The organism is Falsiphaeobacter marinintestinus, from assembly GCF_007923355.1.
Classification (GTDB): Bacteria; Pseudomonadota; Alphaproteobacteria; order Rhodobacterales; family Rhodobacteraceae; genus Phaeobacter_A; species Phaeobacter_A marinintestinus.
This window is the reverse complement of record NZ_VOGO01000005.1, coordinates 107,686-128,223: the sequence shown is the minus strand read 5'-3', so window position 1 is coordinate 128,223 and position 20,538 is coordinate 107,686. Positions and strand designations below refer to the sequence as shown.

Genomic DNA, 20,538 nt, shown 5'->3' with positions numbered 1-20,538 from the left:
GATCGCCTACATGCAAAAGTATGAAACGCCCTATTCTGATCCACCCCGACCCCCGCCTGAAAAAGGTTTGTGCACCCGTGACCGATATCACCGGTGATCTGCGCAAGCTGGCCAAAGACATGTTGGAAACCATGTATGACGCGCCCGGCATTGGGCTGGCCGCGCCACAGATCGGCGTGCTCGATCGCCTGATCGTGTTGGACTGCGTCAAAGAGGAAGGCGAAACGCCGCGCCCCTTGGTCATGATCAACCCCGAAGTGGTGGCCAGTTCAGACGATCTGAACACCTATGAAGAGGGCTGTTTGTCGATCCCTGAACAATACGCAGATGTGACCCGCCCCGCCGAGGTCGAAGTCACATGGGTCGATGTCGACGGCAACCCGCACAAAGAAGCGTTTGGCGGGCTGTGGGCGACCTGCGTTCAACACGAGATTGACCATCTGAATGGCAAGCTGTTCATCGATTATCTGAAACCAATGAAACGGCAGATGATCACGCGCAAGATGCAAAAGCTGAAACGCGAACAGGCGCGGGTTTAAATGGCGGTCCGGCCTGTGGTCATGTGGCCCGACCCGCGACTGTCGCAAAAATGCGCCCCGGTCGAACACGAACATCTGGATGATCTGATCACCGACATGTTCGACACCATGTATGCCGCGAATGGCCGGGGGCTTGCCGCGCCTCAGATCGGCGTGATGAAGCGGGTCTTTGTCATGGATGTCGGCTGGAAAGAGGGCGAAAAGACCCCGATGGTGATGATCAACCCGACGATCATGGCCGCCGAACGTGTTCCGGTGGTGGCCGAGGAAGGCTGCCTGTCGATCCCGGGTGTGCTGGTGCCGGTTGAACGGCACAAGGCCGTTACCGTGCAGTGGACAGCTCATAACGGTGACATCGACATGGCCGACTTTGACGGGTTCGAAGCCCGCTGTATCCAGCACGAATTTGATCATCTGAATGGCGTCGTGACCTTTGACCACCTCACGCCCGAAGACCGGGCGCAGGTCGAAGGCGCATATCTGAAAGCGACCCAATGACAGTCCGCACCTGCCTGCCCTGGCCTGACAAACGCCTGCGCACCCCCGCCGATGACGTGTCCGAGATCACTGACGATATCCGCGCGATCTGGGACGACATGATCGACACGATGGAAGCGATGCCGGGCGTCGGGCTTGCTGGCCCCCAGATCGGTGTGATGCTGCGTTTGGCCGTGGTGGATGGGTCATCCGAACGGGGCAAGGCGGTGCGTCTGGCCAACCCGGAAATCCTACACGCCTCGACCCAGCTGCGCGAGCATGAAGAGGCCAGCCCGAACTTGCCCGGCGTTTCGGCCAAATTCAAACGCCCGCGCGCTGTAACCGTACGATTTCTGGATCAGAATGGGCAGTTGGCCGAGCGCGACTTTATCGGTGTCGAAGCGACCAGTGTCCAACACCAGATCGACCACCTGAACGGCCGGATGTATTTCGACAACCTCAGCAAGGTCAAACGCGACATGCTGCTGCGCAAGGCCCGCAAGCTTGCCGCCTTGTGACGTGGCGTTTCCGCAAGGAACCCCGGCGAAACGATTGCGTTGCGCCCGACCATGCGGCCTCCTGAGAACAAACAGAAAGGCCCGCGCATGTCCAAGCAACCAAATCTGATTCCGTTCGAGAGCTTTGAAGTCGGCCAGGTGCAAGATTTCGGATCTTACGAGGTGACCGAAGCCGAGGTGATCGAGTTCGCCAGCAAATACGATCCGCAGTTCTTTCATATGGATGCCGAAGCGGCCAAGCAATCGCTGTTCGGCGGGCTTTGCGCCAGCGGCTGGCACACCTGTGCCATGACCATGGCGATGATGGTCGAAAACATGGAAAAGAATAACGGCACCTCGCTTGGTTCGCCCGGCATTGATGAACTGCGCTGGCTGCGCCCGGTATTTCCCGGCAACGTCCTGTCCGTGCGGATGGAGGTGATCGATCTGATCGAACCCAAAAGCCGCCCCGAGATCGGGTTTGTCGTCAACAAGGTGACGACCAGCACGCAGGACGGAACCCCGGTGATGCAGTTCGTCAGCAAAGGGATTTTCCCTAAAACCGCAAAATGACACCGCGCTGGACAACCGGCCCTGCATGAATACTGTGCGCGCAAATCAAACAGGCAAGGGCAGGCACATGCGCGTCGTTTTCATGGGAACCCCCGATTTTTCGGTGCCGGTACTGAATGCTTTGGTGGACGCCGGGCATGACATCGCTTGCGTCTATTGCCAGCCCCCCCGCCCGGCGGGACGCGGCAAGAAAGAACGCCCGACGCCGGTCCATGCCCGCGCTCTGGAACTGGGCCTGCCCGTTCGCCACCCGGTTTCGCTGAAAAGCGCTGATGCGCAGGCTGAATTTGCAGCTCTGAACGCCGATATCGCCGTGGTCGTCGCTTATGGCCTGATCCTGCCGCAACCCATCCTTGATGCACCCACCCACGGATGCCTCAACATCCACGCCAGCCTGCTGCCGCGCTGGCGCGGCGCGGCGCCGATCCATCGCGCGATCATGGCGGGGGATGGCGAAACCGGCGTCTGCATCATGCAGATGGAGGCCGGGCTGGATACCGGTCCTGTGCTGCTGCGACAGGCCACCCCCATCGGGGCCGAAGAAACCACCGCCGAATTGCATGACCGCCTGTCGGTCATGGGGGCCGGGTTGATCGTCGAAGCGCTGGCCAAATTGCCCCAGCTGACGCCTGATCCGCAGCCCGATCAGGGCGTGACCTATGCCCATAAGATCGACAAGGCCGAAGCGCGGGTCGACTGGACCCAACCGGCCGAAACCGTCGACCGTCAGATTCGCGGGCTGTCGCCATTTCCCGGGGCCTGGACCGAGATCGAAGGTCAGCGGGTCAAGCTGCTGGCGTCACGTGTCACGGACGCGCAGGGGAAGCCCGGAACCATTCTGGATGATGCGTTGACCGTGGCGTGCGGCGACGGCGCGGTGCAACTTGTCAGGTTGCAAAGGGCTGGCAAAGGCGCGCAGGATGCTGAAACCTTCTTGCGCGGCTGGCCGGTGCCCAAAGGCACCCGGCTCTGAGGGAGTACAACAATGCACGTCACCCTGTTCGGAACCCTGCTGATCGCCGGAATTGTCGGGTACATTTCCGAGCGGTCAGGTTTTACCCATAACGGGTACTTGCCGTCCGTGTTCATCTGCGTCGGCGGGGCATTGGCGCTGTACCTGTTGCGGGTGATGTTCGGGATCGGCTTCGGGTCGCATGGGATCAATGCTATCGTGTCGTCAATCGGCGCGTTGGTTATCGTACTGTTCCACTGGAAAAAGTGAGGCTGACATGGTGAGCATTCTTGGACTGATCATCATCGGGGCCGCCGCCGGATTTCTGGCGACGCGGATCATGGGGATGGAAGCGGACATTCCGACCACGATGTTCATCGGTATCATCGGCGCGTTGCTGGGCGGTCTGATCCTGCGGGCGCTGCTGACGATGATGGGATGGATGTCCGGGTTTGTCGGCGCGGTTCTGGGCGCGTTGCTGATCATCTGGCTGTGGCAGAGATACCGTAGCCGCTGATCTGTCAGTGTCGCGGCGGACGCGCCTTGTAGACCGGCAACCGCCACCCGAATACCAGTGACCCGGCCCGCAGACTCCAGCAAGCCAGGGCGCCAAGGCCCAAGGCGGCGGGCTGATACACATCCAGCCACACCGCGACCAGCGCAACCAGCGCGCCGACAAAGGCGCAGGTGACGTAAAGTTCGCCCTGTTTCAGCACCAGCGGCACCTCGTTGCAGACAACGTCCCGCATCAGGCCGCCCAGACACCCGGTCGAAATCCCCATCAACACCACAATCACCGCAGGCTGGTTAAGCGTCAGGGCGGCGGCAGTCCCTGCGGCCATGGCGAAGGACAGCGCAAAACTATCCAGCCAGATCAGCAGGTTGTACCGGCTTTCGACCAGATGGGCCGTAAAGAACACGATCAGCGCCGCCGCCACCGACAGGGCAATATAGGCGGGTTGTCCGACCCAGAACACCGGGTGACGGTCCAGCAGCACGTCGCGCACCGTGCCCCCGCCGACCGCTGTCAGGCAGGCGACAAAGGCAAAACCCACGGGATCCAGTTGCGCCCGGCTGGCCACCAGTGCGCCTGTCAGCGCAAAGATCACCACCGACATGTAATCCAGAACCACCAGTACGGACATGGCGTGGCCTATTTCGACTTGAACGGTTTCATACCCTCGCGGGCCAATTCGTCAGCGCGTTCGTTTTCCGGATGCCCGGCATGGCCCTTGACCCATTCCCAAGTCACATCATGGTCCGCCTGCGCTGCGTCCAGACGTTGCCACAGTTCAACGTTCTTCACCGGTTTTTTGGCAGACGTGCGCCAGCCATTCCGCTTCCAGCCATGAATCCAGCCGGTCACACCGTTTTTGACGTAGGTGCTGTCGGTCACGATGGTGATTTTGGCCGCGCGTCCCAGAACCTCCAGGGCGTTGATTGCGGCCAGAAGTTCCATCTGGTTGTTGGTCGTGTTGGCCGCGCCACCCTTGAGTTCGCGCTGTTTGACGATCTTGTCGCCATCCATCGCGCGCATCAGCACGCCCCAACCGCCGGGGCCAGGGTTTCCGGAACAGGCACCATCGGTATAGGCAATAAGATCAGGCATGAGCAGAAATTGAAATCCAGTCTGAGATTGAACCGTCAAGCCCCAGGCCAGAGCCATGGGCGCGGTCGATCAGGGTAAATCCGACCGAGGTCAGACAGCTATCCAACTCGGCCTCGGAATAGTAGGTGTAAAAGCGCCCGATGTCGTCGCGGGCCTCGCCCTCGCCCAGCTTCATGGCGATCATGAAGGCTCCGTTGGGTTTCAACGCGCGATGGATGGCTGCCAGATAGCGTGAGAGATCGGCGCGGGGGGCATGCAACAGGCTGAAATTGGCCCAGATACCGTCATAGACAGCAACTTCGTCGATATCGTCAAAGGTTGCCTGACGGGCCGAAACCCCCGGATGCTGGCTGGCAAGGGCGATCATTTCCGACGACGCGTCCACGGCGTCTACCTTCAGGCCAGCCTGCGCCATGACAGCAGCAGAGCTTCCGGGGCCGCAGCCCAGATCCAGCACGGTCGCGCCAGCCGGGCAGGCGGCCACAAAGGCGACCAGACGCGGATCGGCCGAGTTGTGGTCATCTGTCATCGCCACATAATCAGCGGCCCGCTTGTTATAGACGTCAATGGTATCACGGTCGGTCACAGGAACACTCCTACGGCAAGGCAAAGAACGACGATGGTGGTCAGTATTACGCGCAGCGGCAGCCACCAGCCCGGTGCCAGTTGCCAACGCACAAAGGCCGTGTCGATCAGAAGCAGACCGGCAAAGCCGAAGATCAGGTTCATACCCGCGCTGATCGGTCCGCCGCCGGTCATGAAAAAGGCCCACAGGGCCGGGATCACCGACAGCACATAGGCCGTTGTGGCCTGCCCACCTTGGGCCTTGGTGGCAAAGCCCCAAAGAACGCCGGACATGAAGCTCAGGATGACCGAGCCATAGAACAGCTGCACGTACGGTCCGACAAAACGCGGCCCCAGCATATCCGCGCCCCAGTGCTGCAGCGCGGGGCTGAGATAGGTCAGCGCGCCCCAGACAAAGGGGATAAGGCCAGCCAGACCCAGAACCAGAGGTGCGGTAGGGATGCGAGTCATGGTGCGCTGACCCTCATGCACGCAGAACGCGTGGCACTTTGAACTCCACGTTTTCCACCGCTGTTTCAACCGTTTCGACGGTCACGTCATAGCGGTCTCGAAAGGCATCGATAACTTCGTTCACCAACAGTTCCGGGGCCGACGCCCCAGCGGTGATCCCCACCGACCGGATACCATCCAGCGCGCGCCAGTCGATTTCACTGCTGCGCTGCACCAGCTGCGCATAGGCACAGCCTTCCTTGGCGCCGACCTCGACAAGACGGCGGGAATTGGACGAATTCGGCGCTCCAACCACCAGCATGGCATCGACCTTGGGGGCGACCGCCTTGACGGCTTCCTGCCGGTTGGTGGTCGCATAGCAGATGTCTTTTTTGTGCGGCCCCGCGATGGCCGGAAAGCGGGCGTTCAGCGCGGCAACGATGTCAGCGGTGTCATCAACGCTCAGGGTGGTCTGCGTGACATAGGCCAGCTTGGCAGGATCGCGGACGCTGACCGTGGCAACATCTTCCACCGTTTCGACCAGCAAGACCTCTCCATCCGGAAGCTGGCCCATGGTGCCAACCGTTTCCGGGTGTCCCTTGTGGCCGATCATGATCATCTGCAGGCCGTTGTCCGAATGACGCTGCGCCTCCATATGGACCTTGCTGACAAGCGGGCAGGTGGCATCGACGTAGATCATGTTGCGCCGGGTTGCCTCGGCGGGCACCGATTTGGCGACGCCGTGGGCCGAAAAAATCACCGGGCGGTCATCGGGGCAGTCTTCCAGTTCTTCAACAAAAACAGCCCCCTTGTCGCGCAACCCGTCGACCACGAACTTGTTGTGCACGATTTCGTGGCGCACATAGACCGGCGCGCCCCATTTTTCGAGCGCCATTTCGACGATCTTGATGGCGCGGTCAACGCCAGCGCAAAAGCCGCGCGGGGCGGCCAGGTAAAGGGTCAGGGGTGGTTTGGTCATCAGCAAGCTCTCCGTGCGTCACAGGTAAGCCGATGGGGCGGTGGCGTCCAGCCTTGGACGCATTTCAAATACTCGGCCCCAAATACAAAACGGAGGCACGACAAAGTCGTCCCTCCGCTTGCGCACTTCTCACTTGTTGGCATCATGTCATGTCGACAGATGCATCTTTACCTCTGGATCCACGTTTCAGACACCGATCCCCATCCAATGCCCGAACTGTGGCACTCCAGATCAGTCGGAGCCAGCGTACGCCACACCGCGACCTTCGGCCGGCATTTCCCGTGGCGGACGGCCAATCACATCTTTCAGCTCTTCAAGCTCGATGAAATTGTCGGCCTGACGGCGCAATTCGTCCGATATCATCGGCGGCTGGCTGCGGATGGTCGAAACGACCGATACGCGCACACCTTGCCGTTGCAGGCTGGCCACCAGGGGCCGGAAATCGCCATCGCCCGAGAACAGCACGATATGATCGACGCGCGGCGCCAGTTCCATGGCATCGACGGTAAGTTCGATATCCATGTTCCCTTTGACCTTACGACGCCCCATGCTGTCGGTGTATTCTTTGGCTGGCTTGGTCACCATGGTGAAGCCATTATAGTGCAGCCAATCCACGAGTGGTCGGATCGGCGAATATTCATCGTTCTCAAGCAGGGCCGTATAGTAAAACGCACGCAGCAGTTTCCCGCGACGCATGAATTCCTGGCGCAACAACTTGTAATCGATATCGAACCCAAGCGCCTTCGCAGCTGCGTATAGATTCGATCCGTCGATGAACAGCGCAAGCCGTTCGTCTTTGTAAAACATCAAAATGTCCTTCCGGTATAAATCAAATCGCTGTGTTCTTCCGTGAGTGAGTGCTTAAATTTGGCGATTTGATGACAGTAAGATAAGTGAAATATGTCGCACCGCAAGCCCAATGACATGACGGATTCCCGCCAAACATGACTGAATCATTGCCAGATCAACTGATTGCGCTTGGTGCGAACCTCGCGTCAACGGCGGGGTTGCCCGCTGAAACACTGGTTTTGGCGGTCACAGAACTGGCAAAAAGGGGCATAGTGATTCGCGCCGTCAGCCGATTTTATGTGACTCCGTGCTTCCCGGCCGGGGCCGGACCGGATTTCGTCAATGCAGCTCTGCGGGTACGCTCGGATCTGACGCCGCCTCAGATGTTGGCGCTGCTGCACGAGGTCGAAGCAAAGTTCGGGCGCGTGCGCATCGAACGCTGGGCCGGTCGGTCTCTTGATCTTGATCTGATCGCAACAGGGGACTTGGTCGAACCGGATCAACAGACCGTCGAACACTGGATGCACCTGCCGCCGAACCAGCAGGCACAGGTTGCACCCGATCAGTTGCTGCTGCCGCATCCGCGCCTGCAGGACCGGGGATTCGTTCTGGTGCCGCTGGCGGATGTCGCGCCAGACTGGCGTCATCCGATACTTCAAAAGACGGTGCGCGAACTGCTGGCAGACCTTCCCGCAGCGGAAACAGCAAGCATTCGCCCGTTATAGCGAACAGACACGGCAATCTGCGCTTGTCAAGCAGCAGATTCGCGACTAAATACGGCCTCTCCGGACGATTTCTCACTATTGGAGTGCCCTGATGGCCCGTGTGACGGTTGAAGACTGCGTTGACAAGGTTCCGAACCGCTTTGAACTGGTGATGCTTGCTGCACACCGGGCACGCGAAGTATCCGCAGGTGCTGCGATCACCGTTGATCGCGACAACGACAAGAACCCTGTTGTGGCTCTGCGTGAAATCGCTGACGAAACACAAAGCGCCGATGATCTGCGCGAGCGTCTGATTGAAAGCAACCAGACCCAGATCGAAGTCGACGAACCGGAAGACGATCAGATGGCTCTGCTTATGGGCGCTGAGAACGACAAGCCGGCTGATGACGATATGTCGGAAGAAAAGCTTCTTCGCGCGCTCATGGAAGCACAGGGGCAGGGCTGATTGCCTGACCCCCTCGGGAAACGGATCGGATGATAGCAGCCGAAGACCTGATTGCCCTGGTCCGTAACTACAACCCGAAAACCAACGCCAAGCGCCTTGCCGAAGCTTATGAATTCGGCAAGGAAATGCACGCGGGCCAGTACCGCCACTCGGGCGAACCCTATTTCACCCACCCTGTTGCCGTCGCCGCGATTCTGACTGAACAGCGGTTGGATGATGCAACAATCATCACCGCTCTGCTGCACGACACCATCGAAGACACCAAGGCCAGCTATGGCGTGGTGACCGAAAAATTCGGCGATGAGGTCGCGATGCTGGTCGACGGCGTCACCAAGCTGACCAACCTGCAACTGTCGAGCCGCGAAACCAAGCAGGCCGAGAATTTCCGCAAGCTGTTCATGGCGATGTCCAAGGATCTGCGCGTGATCCTGGTCAAGCTTGCCGACCGCCTGCACAACATGCGCACCATCAAGGCGATGCGGCAGGAAAAGCAGGTCCAGAAAGCCCGCGAAACCATGGACATCTATGCACCGCTGGCCGGTCGCATGGGTATGCAATGGATGCGCGAAGAGCTTGAGGATCTGGCGTTTCGGGTTCTGAACCCCGAAGGCCGCCAGTCGATCATCCGCCGCTTCATCACCCTGCAGCGCGAAACCGGTGATGTGATCCATCGCATCACGGGCGATATGCGGCACGAGCTTGAGAAAGCCGGGATCGAGGCCGAAGTGTTTGGCCGCGCCAAGAAACCCTATTCGATCTGGCGCAAGATGCAGGAAAAGGATCAGGGGTTCTCTCGCCTGTCTGACATCTATGGCTTTCGGATCATCACGAAATCCGAAGAGGATTGTTATCGGACCCTGGGCGCGATCCACCAACGCTGGCGCGCGGTTCCCGGTCGGTTCAAGGATTACATCAGCCAACCCAAGACCAACGGGTACCGCTCGATCCACACCACGGTGTCGGGCCGTGACGGCAAACGGGTCGAAGTACAGATCCGCACCCGCCAGATGCACGACGTCGCCGAAACCGGCGTCGCAGCACATTGGTCTTATCGTGATGGTGTGCGGTCGGAAAACCCGTTCGCCGTGGATCCGGCCAAGTGGATTGCAGGCCTGACCGAACAGTTCGACGCCGAAGAAGATCACGAAGATTTCCTCGAAGCCGTCAAGCTTGAGATGTATTCCGATCAGGTGTTCTGCTTCACGCCCAAAGGGGATGTGGTCAAGCTGCCGCGCGGCGCCACACCCATCGACTTTGCCTATGCGATTCACACCCGGATCGGGCACGCCTGTGTCGGGGCCAAGGTCGACGCCATCCGTGTGCCGCTCTGGACCCGGCTGAAGAACGGTCAATCTGTGGATGTCATAACCGCCGAAGGCCAGACCCCGCAGGTCAGCTGGCTGGACATCGCCACCACCGGCAAAGCCCGCACCGCGATCCGCCGCGCCTTGCGCGAAGCCGATCGTGAGCGGTTCATCAAGCTGGGGCGCGAACTGGCCCGCTCGGCCTTTGACAATGTCGGGCGCAAGGCGACGGACAAGGCGTTGGAAACGGCGGCGCGGCACTTGCGGCTGGTGGATCGCTCAGAACTTCTGGCCCGCCTTGGCAGCGCCGAATTGACCACGCATGACGTGATCCAGGCGGTGTATCCCGAACTTGCCCCGGATGACGGCGAGGCGATCTCGCCCCGACGTGCGGTTGTCGGGCTTGAACCCGGACAATCCTTTGACCGCGCACCGTGCTGTCAGCCGCTTCCGGGCGAGCGCATCGTCGGTATCACCTATCGCGGCAAGGGCGTTGTCGTGCACGCCATCGATTGCGACACGCTGTCCCGATACGAAGACAATCCGGAACGGTGGGTCGATCTGCATTGGCACTCGGGCACCCACCCGGCGGTCTACAGCGCAACCCTTGAGCTGACGATAGGAAACGACGCTGGGGTACTGGGACGTATTTGCACATTGATCGGTGAAAAGAAGGCCAATATCAGCAATCTTGAATTTGCTGACCGAAAGCCTGATTTCTACCGGCTGATGATCACCGTGGAGTTGCGCGATATCGAGCAACTGCATTCCCTGATGCTGATGCTTGAGGCAGAAAGCGACGTGGCTTCGGTCGAAAGATCCAGGAAGAAGGCCGTATCTGGCGCGGCGTCCGACTGACCGCGCGAGGTATTAGGGGAATGGGGGGGTTCGTTTTTGGTTTTCCGACGTCGTGATCCCCGGACGCCTTTTCAGGTCGCGACCGAGTTGGTGTATCCGCGCGGGGGCTGGGGGCGCGCCTTTCGCTATGTCACCCATCGTGTCCGCCGCTTGCCGGATTCTCCTGAACGGATCGGACGCGGAATCTGGGCCGGTGTGTTTGCCGCGTTCACCCCGTTTTACGGTCTGCATTTCCTGATCGCCTTTCTGATCGCCCGGGTGTTGCAGGGCAATCTTCTGGCAGCGCTCAGTTCCACATTCGTGGGCAACCCGCTGACCTATGTGCCGATCGGCGTGATCTCTCTGAAAAGTGGTCATTTTCTGTTGGGAAACCGGTTCGACGAAGGGGAACACCGCAGCTTTGTCGGAAAGTTCGCCGATGCCTGGGGGGATCTGCAGGCCAATTTCATCGCGATGTTCACCGATGCGACCGCCAACTGGGACGGGTTGAAGATCTTTTATGACGAGATCTTTTATCCCTACATGGTGGGCTGTCTGATTCCCGGCGCGGTATTCGGGACTGTGGCCTATTACCTGACTGTGCCCGTGATCCGCGCGTATCAGCAGCGCCGCCGGGCCAAGATCAAGGCAAAATTCGATGAAATCCGCAAAAAGGCCGAGGCAGAGGCTGACGCGGCCGAAAATGCTGGCTAGAATTTGATCAAATTTCTCAAGACCGGAGATTCGTCATGACTGCGGACACCGCCCTTCGCCTTGGAGTGAACATCGATCACGTTGCAACCGTGCGCAATGCGCGGGGCGGGGCCTATCCCGATCCGCTGCGCGCGGCCAAGATCGCCGAACAGGCCGGGGCCGATGGCATCACCGCGCATCTGCGCGAAGACCGTCGTCATATCTCGGATGCGGATATTGATGGCCTGATGGAGGTGCTGTCGATCCCGCTGAATTTCGAAATGGCCGCGACCGAAGAAATGCAGGCCATCGCCCTGCGTCACAAGCCCCATGCCGTCTGCATCGTGCCCGAAAAGCGCGAAGAACGCACAACCGAGGGCGGGCTTGAGGTGGCGCGCGAAGAAAACCGGTTGGCCCATTTTATCGCACCCTTGCGGGATGCCGGGTGCCGCGTGTCGATCTTTATCGCAGCTGATCAGAAACAGATCGAAGCGGCCAACCGGATCGGGGCCGAGGTGATAGAACTGCACACCGGTGCCTATTGCGATGCCTATGCCGAAGGTGATTTTGAAACCCGCGATCGTGAACTGGCCGCGCTGCGCGAGATGTCGGCCTTTGCCCACTCACTGGGGCTTGAGGTGCACGCAGGTCATGGCCTGACCTATGACACCGTGCAGCCTATCGCCGAATTCCCGGATGTACGCGAACTCAATATCGGTCATTTCCTGATTGGCGAGGCAATTTTCCGTGGGCTGGAACCGGCAATTGCCGAGATGCGCAGGCTGATGGACGACGCGCGCAAGGTCACCGGGGCCTAGGGTCAGCGGACAACGGCTGGCCTCACCGCCGAAAAGACTCAGGCTTGATCTGTCCGCAAAAACAGGCTTTGCATCGCAAGATCACGACAGGCGTACAGGAGACCCGCGCATGATCATCGGCATCGGCACAGATCTGGCCAATATCGACCGGATTCAAGGCACGCTGGACAGGTTTGGCGACCGGTTTCGCAATCGTGTCTTTACCGACACCGAACAGGCCAAGGCCAAACGCCGGGTGGAAGAAGCCAGCACTTTCGCCAAACGCTGGGCAGCCAAAGAAGCCTGTTCAAAGGCGCTGGGCACCGGCCTGCGCATGGGCATCAAATGGCGCGACATGGCGGTCAGCAACATCCGGACCGGCCAGCCAGTGATGGAAGTGACGGGCTGGGCCGAGAAACGGCTGGCCGAATTAACGCCGCCCGGCCACGAGGCGATCATTCATGTAACGCTGACCGATGATGAACCCTGGGCACAGGCCTTTGTGGTGATCGAAGCGCGTCTGGTCGCCAATCCCGCGTCATCCGCTTGACTTAACCCCACCCCACCCGCATGAAGCGGCCAAACCCAGCTTACGCGAACGGAGAGCCTTATGGCCGCCAAATCCAACTCGGGAAATGCCATCTGGGAGACGGTTAAAACCATCGTCTATGCCCTGCTGATCGCCGGTGTGTTCCGCACCCTGTTCTTCCAGCCCTTCTGGATCCCGTCAGGATCGATGAAGCAGACGTTGCTGATCGGTGACTTCCTGTTCGTCAACAAGATGGCCTATGGCTATTCCTATGCCTCTTGTCCCAGCGTGATTATCCCGCGGATTGGACTGAATGTGGATGCCGAGGACATCTGTGGCTTCCTCAAAGGCGACAACACCCGGGTCTGGTCGGGTGATCCCGAACGCGGCGATGTGGTTGTGTTCCGCCATCCGGTATCGGGCCGTGATTTCATCAAGCGTCTGATCGGGCTTCCGGGCGACCGGATCCAGGTGAAGGACGGGCTGCTCTATATCAACGACGAGCCGGTCAAGGTCGTAGACGACGGTGTCTTTGAAGAGATTGCCGCGCCGCAGGGGCCTCAGCGGTTGCGCCCCCGCTGCTCCAACGCACCGGTCGGCGAAGGCGGCGTATGTGAAAAACAGCGTCAGATCGAAACCCTGCCGAACGGCGTCTCACATGCGATCCTGAACATCGGCAACCAAAGCATGGACCACACCGGTATCTATCAGGTGCCCGAGGGCCATTTCTTTTTCATGGGGGATAACCGTGACAACTCCAGTGACAGCCGGTTGCCACAGGCTGCGGGCGGCGTCGGATTTGTGCCGTTCGAAAACCTGATTGGCCGCGCGGACCGGATCATGTTCTCATCCGCCGGGTCTTCGATGCTGTACTTCTGGACGTGGCGCGGTGATCGTTTCTTCAAGGGGATCGAGTGAAGCTGTCAGCCGACCTACGTGCGTTTGAAGACCGGATCGGGCATCGGTTCAACCAGCCCGATCTGCTTGTGCGCGCGCTGACGCACGGATCAATCTCGTCCGCCACACGCCCCGACAACCAGCGCCTTGAGTTTCTCGGCGACCGGGTTCTGGGGCTGGTGATGGCGACCGCCTTGCTGGAACAGGACAAAGACGCCAGCGAAGGCCAGCTTGCCCCCCGGTTCAATGCCTTGGTGCGCAAAGAGGCCTGCGCCGACGTGGCCCGTCAGGTCGATCTGGGTGCCGTGCTGAAACTGGGCCGGTCCGAGATGATGTCAGGCGGGCGGCGCAAGCAGGCCCTGCTGGGCGACGCCATGGAGGCGGTCATTGCCGCCGTTTACAAAGACGCCGGGTTTGAAACCGCGTTCGCGATGATCCTGCGCCTTTGGGGCGACCGGGTCCATAAAGTCGAAGAAGACGCCCGCGACGCCAAGACCGCGCTGCAGGAATGGGCTCAGGCCCGCAAACTCGCGCCGCCAAAATACGTTGAAATTGCCCGCGACGGCCCGGATCATGCCCCGCATTTCACGATATCCGCGCAATTGTCGGATGGGCGATCCGCCAAGGCCGCCGCCGGGTCCAAGCGGCAGGCCGAACAGGCCGCCGCTCAGTCCCTGCTGGACCTTGTGACAAAATCCTAAGATCCTTCGATCCAATTTGCCAGCGCTTGCCCGATCTCATCCGGGCTGTCTTCCTGAATGAAATGTGTGCCTTTGACGGTGACTTCGGTCTGGTTTTTCCAGCTTCGGCAGAAATCGCGCTGCTGTCCGATCAGGATCGCGCCGGGATCGGCATTGATGAACAGCTTGGGCAGATCGTTTTCGGCCATCCAGTCGGCATAGTCCGCCACGATCTGATGCACATCTTCGGGCGTTCCACCGATCGGGATCTGGCGCGGCCATGTCAGCGTCGGGCGGCGATCTTCACCGGGGGTCGCGAAGGGCCGGATGTATTCCGCCATCTCGTCGTCACTCATCGCACGAATGATCGACCCCGGCAGAACCTTTTCGACAAAGACGTTCTTCTCAAGCACCATGTCCTCACCGGCGGAGGATCGAAACCCCTGGAAGATGCGGGCCGAGGCCGCGGGCCATTCGTCCCAGCTGACCGGCCTGACAATCCCTTCCATGTAACAGATCCCCTTAACCCGGTCGCGATGGCGATTGGCCCAGTCGAATCCCAGCGCTGATCCCCAGTCATGGATCACCAGCGTCACGTTGCCTGCGTCGCCAATCACCTGCTCCAGCAACCCGTCCAGATAATCGCGGTGTTCGACAAAGCGATAGCTGTCAGGCCCCGGCGTATCCAGCTTGTCCGAATCCCCCATCCCGATCAGATCCGGCACGATGATCCGGCCCATCCCGGCAACATGCGGCACCACGTTGCGCCACAGATAAGACGAGGTGGGATTTCCATGCAGAAACACAATCGGATCGCCGTCGCCCCTTTCGTGATAGGCCATGCGCTTGCCGTTGACCGTGACAAAAGACTTTTCCAGCGGTTGAACCGTCATCTCTGTGCCTCCCCAATGCATATGACCCGCAAACCCTGCCCTGTTCAGCGCCGTCTGTCACGGGACCGTGGCGCGCAAAGGCTGAAAAGCGGAGTGGGACAAACCGCCAAGGCCCGGCTCAGTTCGACGCCAAGGGCCGACAGTAGGGCCCTGGAAGTAATCACCGTACAAACCGATCTGCCAAGGTTGCAATCGCACCCACGGGGATTACCCTTCTCACAACAGATATTTGGTGGAGGCACATTATGCAGCGAAATTTCTTTAACCTTGCAGCCACAACGGCGCTGCTTGGGTTGTTGTGTACCACCCAAGGTGCTGGCGCTCAGGACATGGCGGAAACCATCTATCTTGGCGGGCCTATTCTGACCATTGATGATGACATGCCCCGCGCCGAGGCGGTTGCGGTCAGGGACGGCAAGATAGTCGCTGTTGGATCATTATCCGACATCATGGCGCTGCAGGACGATAACACGAAGCTATTCGATCTGGAGGGGCGCGCCCTGCTGCCCGGGTTTGTCGACAGTCACGGGCATGCCGTGATGGGCGGGCTGCAGGCCCTGTCAGCAAACCTTCTCGCCGCTCCGGACGGCAAGGTCACAGATATTCCCAGCCTTCAGGCCACGTTGCGCGACTGGATGGCCGACAACGCCGCGACGGTTGAAAAGGTTCACCTGATTGTCGGCTTTGGGTACGACCAGTCCCAGTTGACAGAATTGCGCCACCCAACGCGCGAAGACCTTGATGCGGTCTCGACCGATGTTCCTATCATCATTGTGCATCAGTCGGGCCATTTTGGCGTCGCCAACTCCAAGGCGCTTGAACTGACCAATGTCGATGCTGACATGCCCGATCCCGCAGGCGGCATCATCCGACGGCAAGCGGATGGTGCACCCAATGGGGTGCTTGAGGAAAACGCGTTTTTCTTTGTGCTGACCAACCTGCTCGGGGGACTCGGCGAAGAGGGTCTGCGTGCCTTCGCCAACGCAGGCCCCAAGCTTTGGGCGCGGTTCGGGTATACAACTGCCCAAGAAGGGCGCACGGCCCCTCCGATTGTCGAAGTCATGAAAAGCGTCGCGTCCGAAGGCGGCTTTCAGATCGACGTCGTGGTTTACCCCGACATGTTGGTTGATCGCGATTATATCGCGGACAATGTGTCGGAGGACTATGTGAACCGGATGCGCGTTGGTGGCGCAAAACTGACCATCGACGGCTCTCCACAAGGGTTCACGGCTTGGCGGGATCGCCCGTATTATGACCCGGTGGGCGACTATGAACCCGGCTACCTTGGATACCCTGCCGTCAAGAACGAACAGGTGATCGATGCCATTGACTGGGCGTTTGCCAACAATATCCAGATCCTTGTCCACTCCAACGGTGAGGCCGCATCGGACATTCTGCTTGCGTCTATCGATACGGCAACGACCAAATACGGGCCTGCAGATCGCCGCCCCGTTCTGATCCATGGCCAATTCCTGCGCCAGGATCAGGTGGATGCGATGCAAAGGCTTGATGTGTTTCCCTCACTGTTCCCAATGCACACGTTTTACTGGGGCGATTGGCACCGCGAACACACCGTCGGACCCGTCAATGCCGAAAATATCTCACCGACGGGGTGGGTGCGTGAGCGCGGCATGATGTTTGGCTCACACCACGACGCCCCGGTGGCCTTTCCCGACAGCATGCGGGTTCTGGATGCGACCGTGACCCGACGGACCCGGTCCGGTGACATCCTTGGCCCGTCTCAGCGGGTGGATGTGATGACAGGCCTTAAATCGATGACGATCTGGCCTGCATGGCAACATTTTGAATCAGACCTGAAAGGCAGCATCGAAGTCGGGAAGCTGGCGGATTTCGTGATCCTGTCAGACGATCCGACCGCGGTTGATCCCGAAACACTCGACACATTGCAGGTCCTGAAAACGATCAAAGAAGACGTGGTGATCTATGCCGCTGATACCGGGCAGCAAGACGGCGCGCTCCAGAACCCGGCAAACCGGGTTGCTCTGGCATCGGGCGGAACCCCGATGGATGGTCACGCGTTTCTTCATGTGACGGAAGCCGGGATGCTGAAAATGATCGGAGCAGAGCCGAACGCAGCCCACCACCGCCACTGACACGGCGTCACCCCTGCATCGGGCCTTTGCCGGGCCCGGTTGCAACCGGCTTTGCCCCCTTGGCGCAGGCACCCCGATCAAGTTTACTGGTCATGACGACAGAAACCCTGTAAGCGATGCTATCTCAACTTCAGGAAGACCCAAATGACCACACGCGCAGGCTTTGTTGCCCTGATCGGAGAGCCCAATGCGGGCAAGTCCACCCTGACCAATCGTATGGTCGGGGCCAAGGTGTCGATTGTGACCCACAAGGTCCAGACCACCCGCACGCGTATTCGCGGTGTGGCGCTGGAAGGCGACGCTCAGATCGTGTTCGTCGACACGCCGGGCCTGTTCCGCCCGCGTCGCCGGTTGGACCGCGCCATGGTCGCCGCCGCCTGGGGCGGTGCTGCGGATGCCGACATCATTGTCCTGCTGATCGAAGCACAGCGGGGCGTCACGGACGGTGTGGAACGCATTCTTGAGGGGCTGGAAGACATCGGCAAAGGCCGCAAGGTTGCGCTGGCGATCAACAAGATCGACCGGGTGAAATCGGACGTTCTGCTGAGCCTGACCAAGGATCTGAACGACCGCTACCCGTTTGCCGAAACCTTCATGATCTCGGCCGAAAAGGGCTTTGGTGTTGATGACCTGCGCCGCTGGCTGGCAGACCAGTTGCCCGAAGGTCCGTGGCTGTACCCCGAAGATCAGCTGGCCGATCTGCCGATGCGCATGATTGCCGCCGAAATGACCCGCGAGAAACTGACGCTGCGATTGCATCAGGAACTGCCCTATCAGCTGACCGTCGAAACGGAATCTTGGGAAGAACGCAAAGACGGCTCTGCCCGTGTTGACCAGATCATCTATGTCGCCCGCGACGGCCACAAGGGGATCATCCTTGGCAGCAAGGGCGAAACGATCAAGGCAATCAGCCAGGCGGCCCGGGCCGAACTGGAAGAGTTCCTGGGCCGCAAGGTCCACCTGTTTCTGCAGGTCAAAGTGCGGCCCAACTGGCTGGAAGAGGCCGAGCGCTATTCGGAAATGGGGCTGGACTTCAAAGACGGCAACACATGAACGGGCTGGTCTCGTCCTTTTGGGTGCAGGCCTATCTGACACGGCTCCGGCTGAACGACATTCCGGCTTTTGTCACGTCCCACGGCGATGATGATGCCGGGGCGGTTCTGGTGAAACTGAACACACTTGACGGTCAGGCCGTCGCCCTGCACCGCGAATATGACCTGATGACCGGCCTTCGCCGCTGGTCCGAACTGCGCAAGGGCGCCGAGGCCGACGTCGACGAGGCCATCACCCGCCAAAAATCCTTTGACCCCGATCTGTGGGTCATCGAGGTCGAAGACCGCCGGGGCCGCCACCTGCTGGATGAACCGGGGCTGGAGTAGCGGGACATGGAATGGTCCGATCACGGTTTTCTGCTTTCTTCGCGCCGACATGGCGAGACGTCGGCAATCATCGACGTCTTCACACAAGAGCACGGTCGCCACGCCGGTGTTGTGCGGGGCGGCACCAGTCGCAAGATCGCACCGATCCTGCAGCCGGGGGCGCAACTGGCCCTCAATTGGCGCGCACGGCTTGAGGATCATATCGGGTCGTTTCAGGTTGAACCCCTGCGCAGCCGGGCGGTTGCCGCCTTTTCGGGCCGGCTGGCCCTCGCGGGCCTGAACACCGTCACCGGGCTTTTGTCCTTTTGCCTGCCCGAACGCGAACCGCACGCCGCGCTTTACATCCGAAGCGAACAATTGCTGGATCTATTGGGGCAGGACGACCTGTGGCCCCTGGCCTATCTGCGCTGGGAACTGGCCTTGTTGGAAGAACTGGGATTTGGCCTTGATCTGACCGAATGCGCGGCCACCGGGGCAACGCAGGAACTGATTTACATTTCGCCGAAATCCGGGCGGGCCGTGTCGCGCCGTGGTGCCGGGGAATGGGCCGACCGGATGCTGCCGCTTCCGCCGGTCTTGCGGGGTCACGGCGATGCGCCGGATGATGAAATCGCGCTGGCATTGCGCACCACCGGGTATTTCTTTGAAAACCGTGTCGCTCCGGCGCTTGGGAACAAACCAATGCCCGAGGCGCGGGCGCGGTTTCTGGACACGCTCAGTCGGACGCTGTGAACACCATTTCACGCCCCTCGGCGTTTCTAAGGACCAACAGCGCGCCCGAGATCTCGATTTCGGTCATCGCCTGCAGGGCCGAGAAATAAGCGGTCTCGGCATTGGCGTCCGGGCAGGCCCGGCTTGTGGACATCAGTTGCCCAATGTCGAACCACGGATAGGGCACAGCCAAAGTGCCGGAAAACCGGTTGCACGGGCCTTCGCCTGCAACTGCGCCCTGCGCCGGAAAACTCAGCGTCGCATGGGCCGCAAACGTGCGCCCGTCCAGTTCGCTCAGCACCCAGCCCCGATCCGCCGCCCCATAGCCGGTCGCGGTCTCGTCCCGGTCACAAAGGGTCAGGCCGAATAGGGCAAAGATCAACACAGCGCGCATGGGCGACAGGATGCCATGCAAAGACGGGTTGAACAATCGACGCGATAAGGGTGTCATGTTGGCAGCAACGACAGGAGGGTCTGACATGTCCGAGGACGATCATCGCGACGGCGAAACACGGCTAGGGTTCGATCCGGCGGACCAGGCAGATGCATCTGTCAGTTTCATCGGGCATATCCGGTCGGACTGGTCCAAGGGCAACTGTCCGCGCAACATTGGTCAGTCACGTCAGCAGGGGGGTGGCAATGCCCGGATCGAATTGCTCGATGGGTTTGCCCTCGGGCTGGCCGGGATGACAGTCGGTCAGGCGATCTGGGTGGTGACATGGATGGACGCGGCCCCGCGCGATCTGATCGTCCAGCGTCCGGGGCATACGTCTGGCCCACGCGGCGTTTTTCGCCTCAGATCACCGGCGCGGCCAAACCCTGTCGCCATGTCGGCGGTGCGGATCACCTCATTGGATCTTGACGCCGGAGTGATCGGGATCGATGCAACCGATGCCTACGACGGCACGCCCATCGTCGACATCAAGCCGTGGATCGAAGCGGTGGACATTCCGCCCGCGGATTGACCGCGCCCGCCGACCGGTTTGCTCATCCGATCGTAAGAGTACTGTGGGCCCGCATTTGGCGGGCATCGCTGTTGCTGCGTCGCAGCAAGGCGGGTTCACAGTGTCGAGACGTGGGGCACTCCCGCAAACTGAGCGCGGGA

28 protein-coding genes are annotated in these 20,538 nt (G+C 60.2%); 20 read left to right on the top strand and 8 right to left on the bottom strand.

All coding sequences use genetic code 11. The annotated features are described in order from the left end of the window. Window positions 1-20: 20 nt before the first annotated feature. From def (FOY56_RS12425) to FOY56_RS12395, 7 genes are all read left to right on the top strand, one after another. Window positions 21-539 carry a peptide deformylase gene (gene def, locus FOY56_RS12425; RefSeq protein WP_146346168.1) on the top strand — a complete coding sequence of 173 codons (519 nt, stop codon included), beginning with the start codon at window positions 21-23 and terminating at the stop codon, window positions 537-539. Next, a complete protein-coding gene (gene def, locus FOY56_RS12420; RefSeq protein WP_146346167.1) occupies window positions 540-1,037 on the top strand; it encodes a peptide deformylase in 498 nt (165 codons plus the stop codon). After that, the gene (def, locus tag FOY56_RS12415; protein WP_146346166.1) at window positions 1,034-1,534 is read left to right on the top strand and encodes a peptide deformylase; all 501 of its coding nucleotides are present in this window, start codon (window positions 1,034-1,036) and stop codon (window positions 1,532-1,534) included. Before def (FOY56_RS12420) ends, def (FOY56_RS12415) begins: the two co-directional genes overlap by 4 nt. 87 nt (window positions 1,535-1,621) lie before the next feature. Continuing rightward, a complete protein-coding gene (locus FOY56_RS12410; protein ID WP_146346165.1) occupies window positions 1,622-2,086 on the top strand; it encodes a MaoC family dehydratase in 465 nt (154 codons plus the stop codon). A 67-nt stretch (window positions 2,087-2,153) separates the two neighbouring features. Further along, window positions 2,154-3,059 carry a methionyl-tRNA formyltransferase gene (fmt, locus tag FOY56_RS12405; RefSeq protein WP_146346164.1) on the top strand — a complete coding sequence of 302 codons (906 nt, stop codon included), beginning with the start codon at window positions 2,154-2,156 and terminating at the stop codon, window positions 3,057-3,059. A 12-nt stretch (window positions 3,060-3,071) separates the two neighbouring features. Further along, on the top strand, window positions 3,072-3,308 hold the full coding sequence (locus tag FOY56_RS12400; protein ID WP_146346163.1) for a hypothetical protein: 237 nt from the start codon (window positions 3,072-3,074) through the stop codon (window positions 3,306-3,308). Between the two features lie 10 nt (window positions 3,309-3,318). Further along, the gene (locus FOY56_RS12395) at window positions 3,319-3,555 is read left to right on the top strand and encodes a GlsB/YeaQ/YmgE family stress response membrane protein (RefSeq protein WP_146346388.1); all 237 of its coding nucleotides are present in this window, start codon (window positions 3,319-3,321) and stop codon (window positions 3,553-3,555) included. Window positions 3,556-3,559: 4 nt separating this feature from the next. On the opposite strand, the gene FOY56_RS12390 is transcribed toward FOY56_RS12395, so the two are convergent. From FOY56_RS12390 to FOY56_RS12365, 6 genes are all read right to left on the bottom strand, one after another. Then, a complete protein-coding gene (locus FOY56_RS12390; protein ID WP_146346162.1) occupies window positions 3,560-4,183 on the bottom strand; it encodes a trimeric intracellular cation channel family protein in 624 nt (207 codons plus the stop codon). 8 nt (window positions 4,184-4,191) lie between these two features. Continuing rightward, window positions 4,192-4,647, bottom strand: a complete 456-nt coding sequence (gene rnhA, locus FOY56_RS12385) for a ribonuclease HI (protein ID WP_146346161.1) — start codon at window positions 4,645-4,647, stop codon at window positions 4,192-4,194. Beyond that, window positions 4,640-5,233, bottom strand: coding sequence for a class I SAM-dependent methyltransferase (locus tag FOY56_RS12380; RefSeq protein ID WP_146346160.1), 594 nt, complete (start codon window positions 5,231-5,233; stop codon window positions 4,640-4,642). The genes rnhA and FOY56_RS12380 overlap by 8 nt, the downstream gene beginning before the upstream one ends. Then, window positions 5,230-5,682: a DUF3429 domain-containing protein gene (locus tag FOY56_RS12375; protein WP_146346159.1), complete on the bottom strand. Its 453-nt coding sequence runs from the start codon at window positions 5,680-5,682 to the stop codon at window positions 5,230-5,232. The genes FOY56_RS12380 and FOY56_RS12375 overlap by 4 nt, the downstream gene beginning before the upstream one ends. A 13-nt stretch (window positions 5,683-5,695) precedes the next feature. Then, window positions 5,696-6,640: a 4-hydroxy-3-methylbut-2-enyl diphosphate reductase gene (ispH, locus tag FOY56_RS12370; protein WP_146346158.1), complete on the bottom strand. Its 945-nt coding sequence runs from the start codon at window positions 6,638-6,640 to the stop codon at window positions 5,696-5,698. Between the two features lie 231 nt (window positions 6,641-6,871). Beyond that, complete coding sequence (locus tag FOY56_RS12365) at window positions 6,872-7,447, bottom strand: LabA-like NYN domain-containing protein (RefSeq protein WP_146346157.1); 576 nt, start codon at window positions 7,445-7,447, stop codon at window positions 6,872-6,874. Between the two features lie 137 nt (window positions 7,448-7,584). Between FOY56_RS12365 and folK the strand changes: the two genes are divergently transcribed. The 8 genes from folK to rnc all read left to right on the top strand — a co-directional run bounded on the left by folK (window position 7,585) and on the right by rnc (window position 14,357). After that, window positions 7,585-8,154 carry a 2-amino-4-hydroxy-6-hydroxymethyldihydropteridine diphosphokinase gene (gene folK, locus FOY56_RS12360; RefSeq protein WP_146346156.1) on the top strand — a complete coding sequence of 190 codons (570 nt, stop codon included), beginning with the start codon at window positions 7,585-7,587 and terminating at the stop codon, window positions 8,152-8,154. 91 nt (window positions 8,155-8,245) lie between these two features. Beyond that, a complete protein-coding gene (rpoZ, locus tag FOY56_RS12355) occupies window positions 8,246-8,599 on the top strand; it encodes a DNA-directed RNA polymerase subunit omega (protein ID WP_146346155.1) in 354 nt (117 codons plus the stop codon). Between the two features lie 29 nt (window positions 8,600-8,628). Next, window positions 8,629-10,761, top strand: coding sequence for a RelA/SpoT family protein (locus FOY56_RS12350; RefSeq protein ID WP_146346154.1), 2,133 nt, complete (start codon window positions 8,629-8,631; stop codon window positions 10,759-10,761). 36 nt (window positions 10,762-10,797) lie between these two features. Further along, the gene (locus FOY56_RS12345) at window positions 10,798-11,454 is read left to right on the top strand and encodes a DUF2062 domain-containing protein (RefSeq protein ID WP_146346153.1); all 657 of its coding nucleotides are present in this window, start codon (window positions 10,798-10,800) and stop codon (window positions 11,452-11,454) included. 35 nt (window positions 11,455-11,489) lie between these two features. Further along, window positions 11,490-12,251: a pyridoxine 5'-phosphate synthase gene (locus FOY56_RS12340; protein ID WP_146346152.1), complete on the top strand. Its 762-nt coding sequence runs from the start codon at window positions 11,490-11,492 to the stop codon at window positions 12,249-12,251. A 109-nt stretch (window positions 12,252-12,360) separates the two neighbouring features. Continuing rightward, window positions 12,361-12,780: a holo-ACP synthase gene (gene acpS / locus FOY56_RS12335; protein ID WP_146346151.1), complete on the top strand. Its 420-nt coding sequence runs from the start codon at window positions 12,361-12,363 to the stop codon at window positions 12,778-12,780. Between the two features lie 60 nt (window positions 12,781-12,840). Further along, entirely contained in the window at window positions 12,841-13,677 is an 837-nt protein-coding gene (lepB, locus tag FOY56_RS12330) for a signal peptidase I (protein WP_146346150.1), read from the top strand. Next, window positions 13,674-14,357, top strand: coding sequence for a ribonuclease III (rnc, locus tag FOY56_RS12325; RefSeq protein ID WP_146346149.1), 684 nt, complete (start codon window positions 13,674-13,676; stop codon window positions 14,355-14,357). Before lepB ends, rnc begins: the two co-directional genes overlap by 4 nt. Here the strand turns inward: rnc and FOY56_RS12320 are convergent. Next, the gene (locus FOY56_RS12320) at window positions 14,354-15,229 is read right to left on the bottom strand and encodes a haloalkane dehalogenase (protein WP_146346148.1); all 876 of its coding nucleotides are present in this window, start codon (window positions 15,227-15,229) and stop codon (window positions 14,354-14,356) included. The two genes, rnc and FOY56_RS12320, sit on opposite strands and share 4 nt — an antisense overlap. A gap of 245 nt (window positions 15,230-15,474) precedes the next feature. Here FOY56_RS12320 and FOY56_RS12315 point away from each other — a divergent pair, with 245 nt between their 5' ends. The 4 genes from FOY56_RS12315 (at window position 15,475) to recO (ending at window position 19,454) form a co-directional block, all read left to right on the top strand. Further along, complete coding sequence (locus FOY56_RS12315) at window positions 15,475-17,343, top strand: amidohydrolase (protein WP_146346147.1); 1,869 nt, start codon at window positions 15,475-15,477, stop codon at window positions 17,341-17,343. 144 nt (window positions 17,344-17,487) lie between these two features. Beyond that, complete coding sequence (gene era / locus FOY56_RS12310) at window positions 17,488-18,396, top strand: GTPase Era (protein ID WP_146346146.1); 909 nt, start codon at window positions 17,488-17,490, stop codon at window positions 18,394-18,396. Beyond that, the gene (locus FOY56_RS12305) at window positions 18,393-18,722 is read left to right on the top strand and encodes a DUF1491 family protein (RefSeq protein ID WP_146346145.1); all 330 of its coding nucleotides are present in this window, start codon (window positions 18,393-18,395) and stop codon (window positions 18,720-18,722) included. Before era ends, FOY56_RS12305 begins: the two co-directional genes overlap by 4 nt. 6 nt (window positions 18,723-18,728) lie before the next feature. Then, window positions 18,729-19,454: a DNA repair protein RecO gene (gene recO, locus FOY56_RS12300; RefSeq protein WP_146346144.1), complete on the top strand. Its 726-nt coding sequence runs from the start codon at window positions 18,729-18,731 to the stop codon at window positions 19,452-19,454. On the opposite strand, the gene FOY56_RS12295 is transcribed toward recO, so the two are convergent. Continuing rightward, the gene (locus FOY56_RS12295) at window positions 19,438-19,914 is read right to left on the bottom strand and encodes an META domain-containing protein (protein ID WP_342779797.1); all 477 of its coding nucleotides are present in this window, start codon (window positions 19,912-19,914) and stop codon (window positions 19,438-19,440) included. The two genes, recO and FOY56_RS12295, sit on opposite strands and share 17 nt — an antisense overlap. On the opposite strand from FOY56_RS12295, the gene FOY56_RS12290 reads away from it, so the two are divergent. Then, entirely contained in the window at window positions 19,913-20,398 is a 486-nt protein-coding gene (locus FOY56_RS12290) for a TrmO family methyltransferase domain-containing protein (RefSeq protein WP_146346143.1), read from the top strand. The genes FOY56_RS12295 and FOY56_RS12290 overlap by 2 nt on opposite strands. Window positions 20,399-20,538 lie beyond the last annotated feature (140 nt).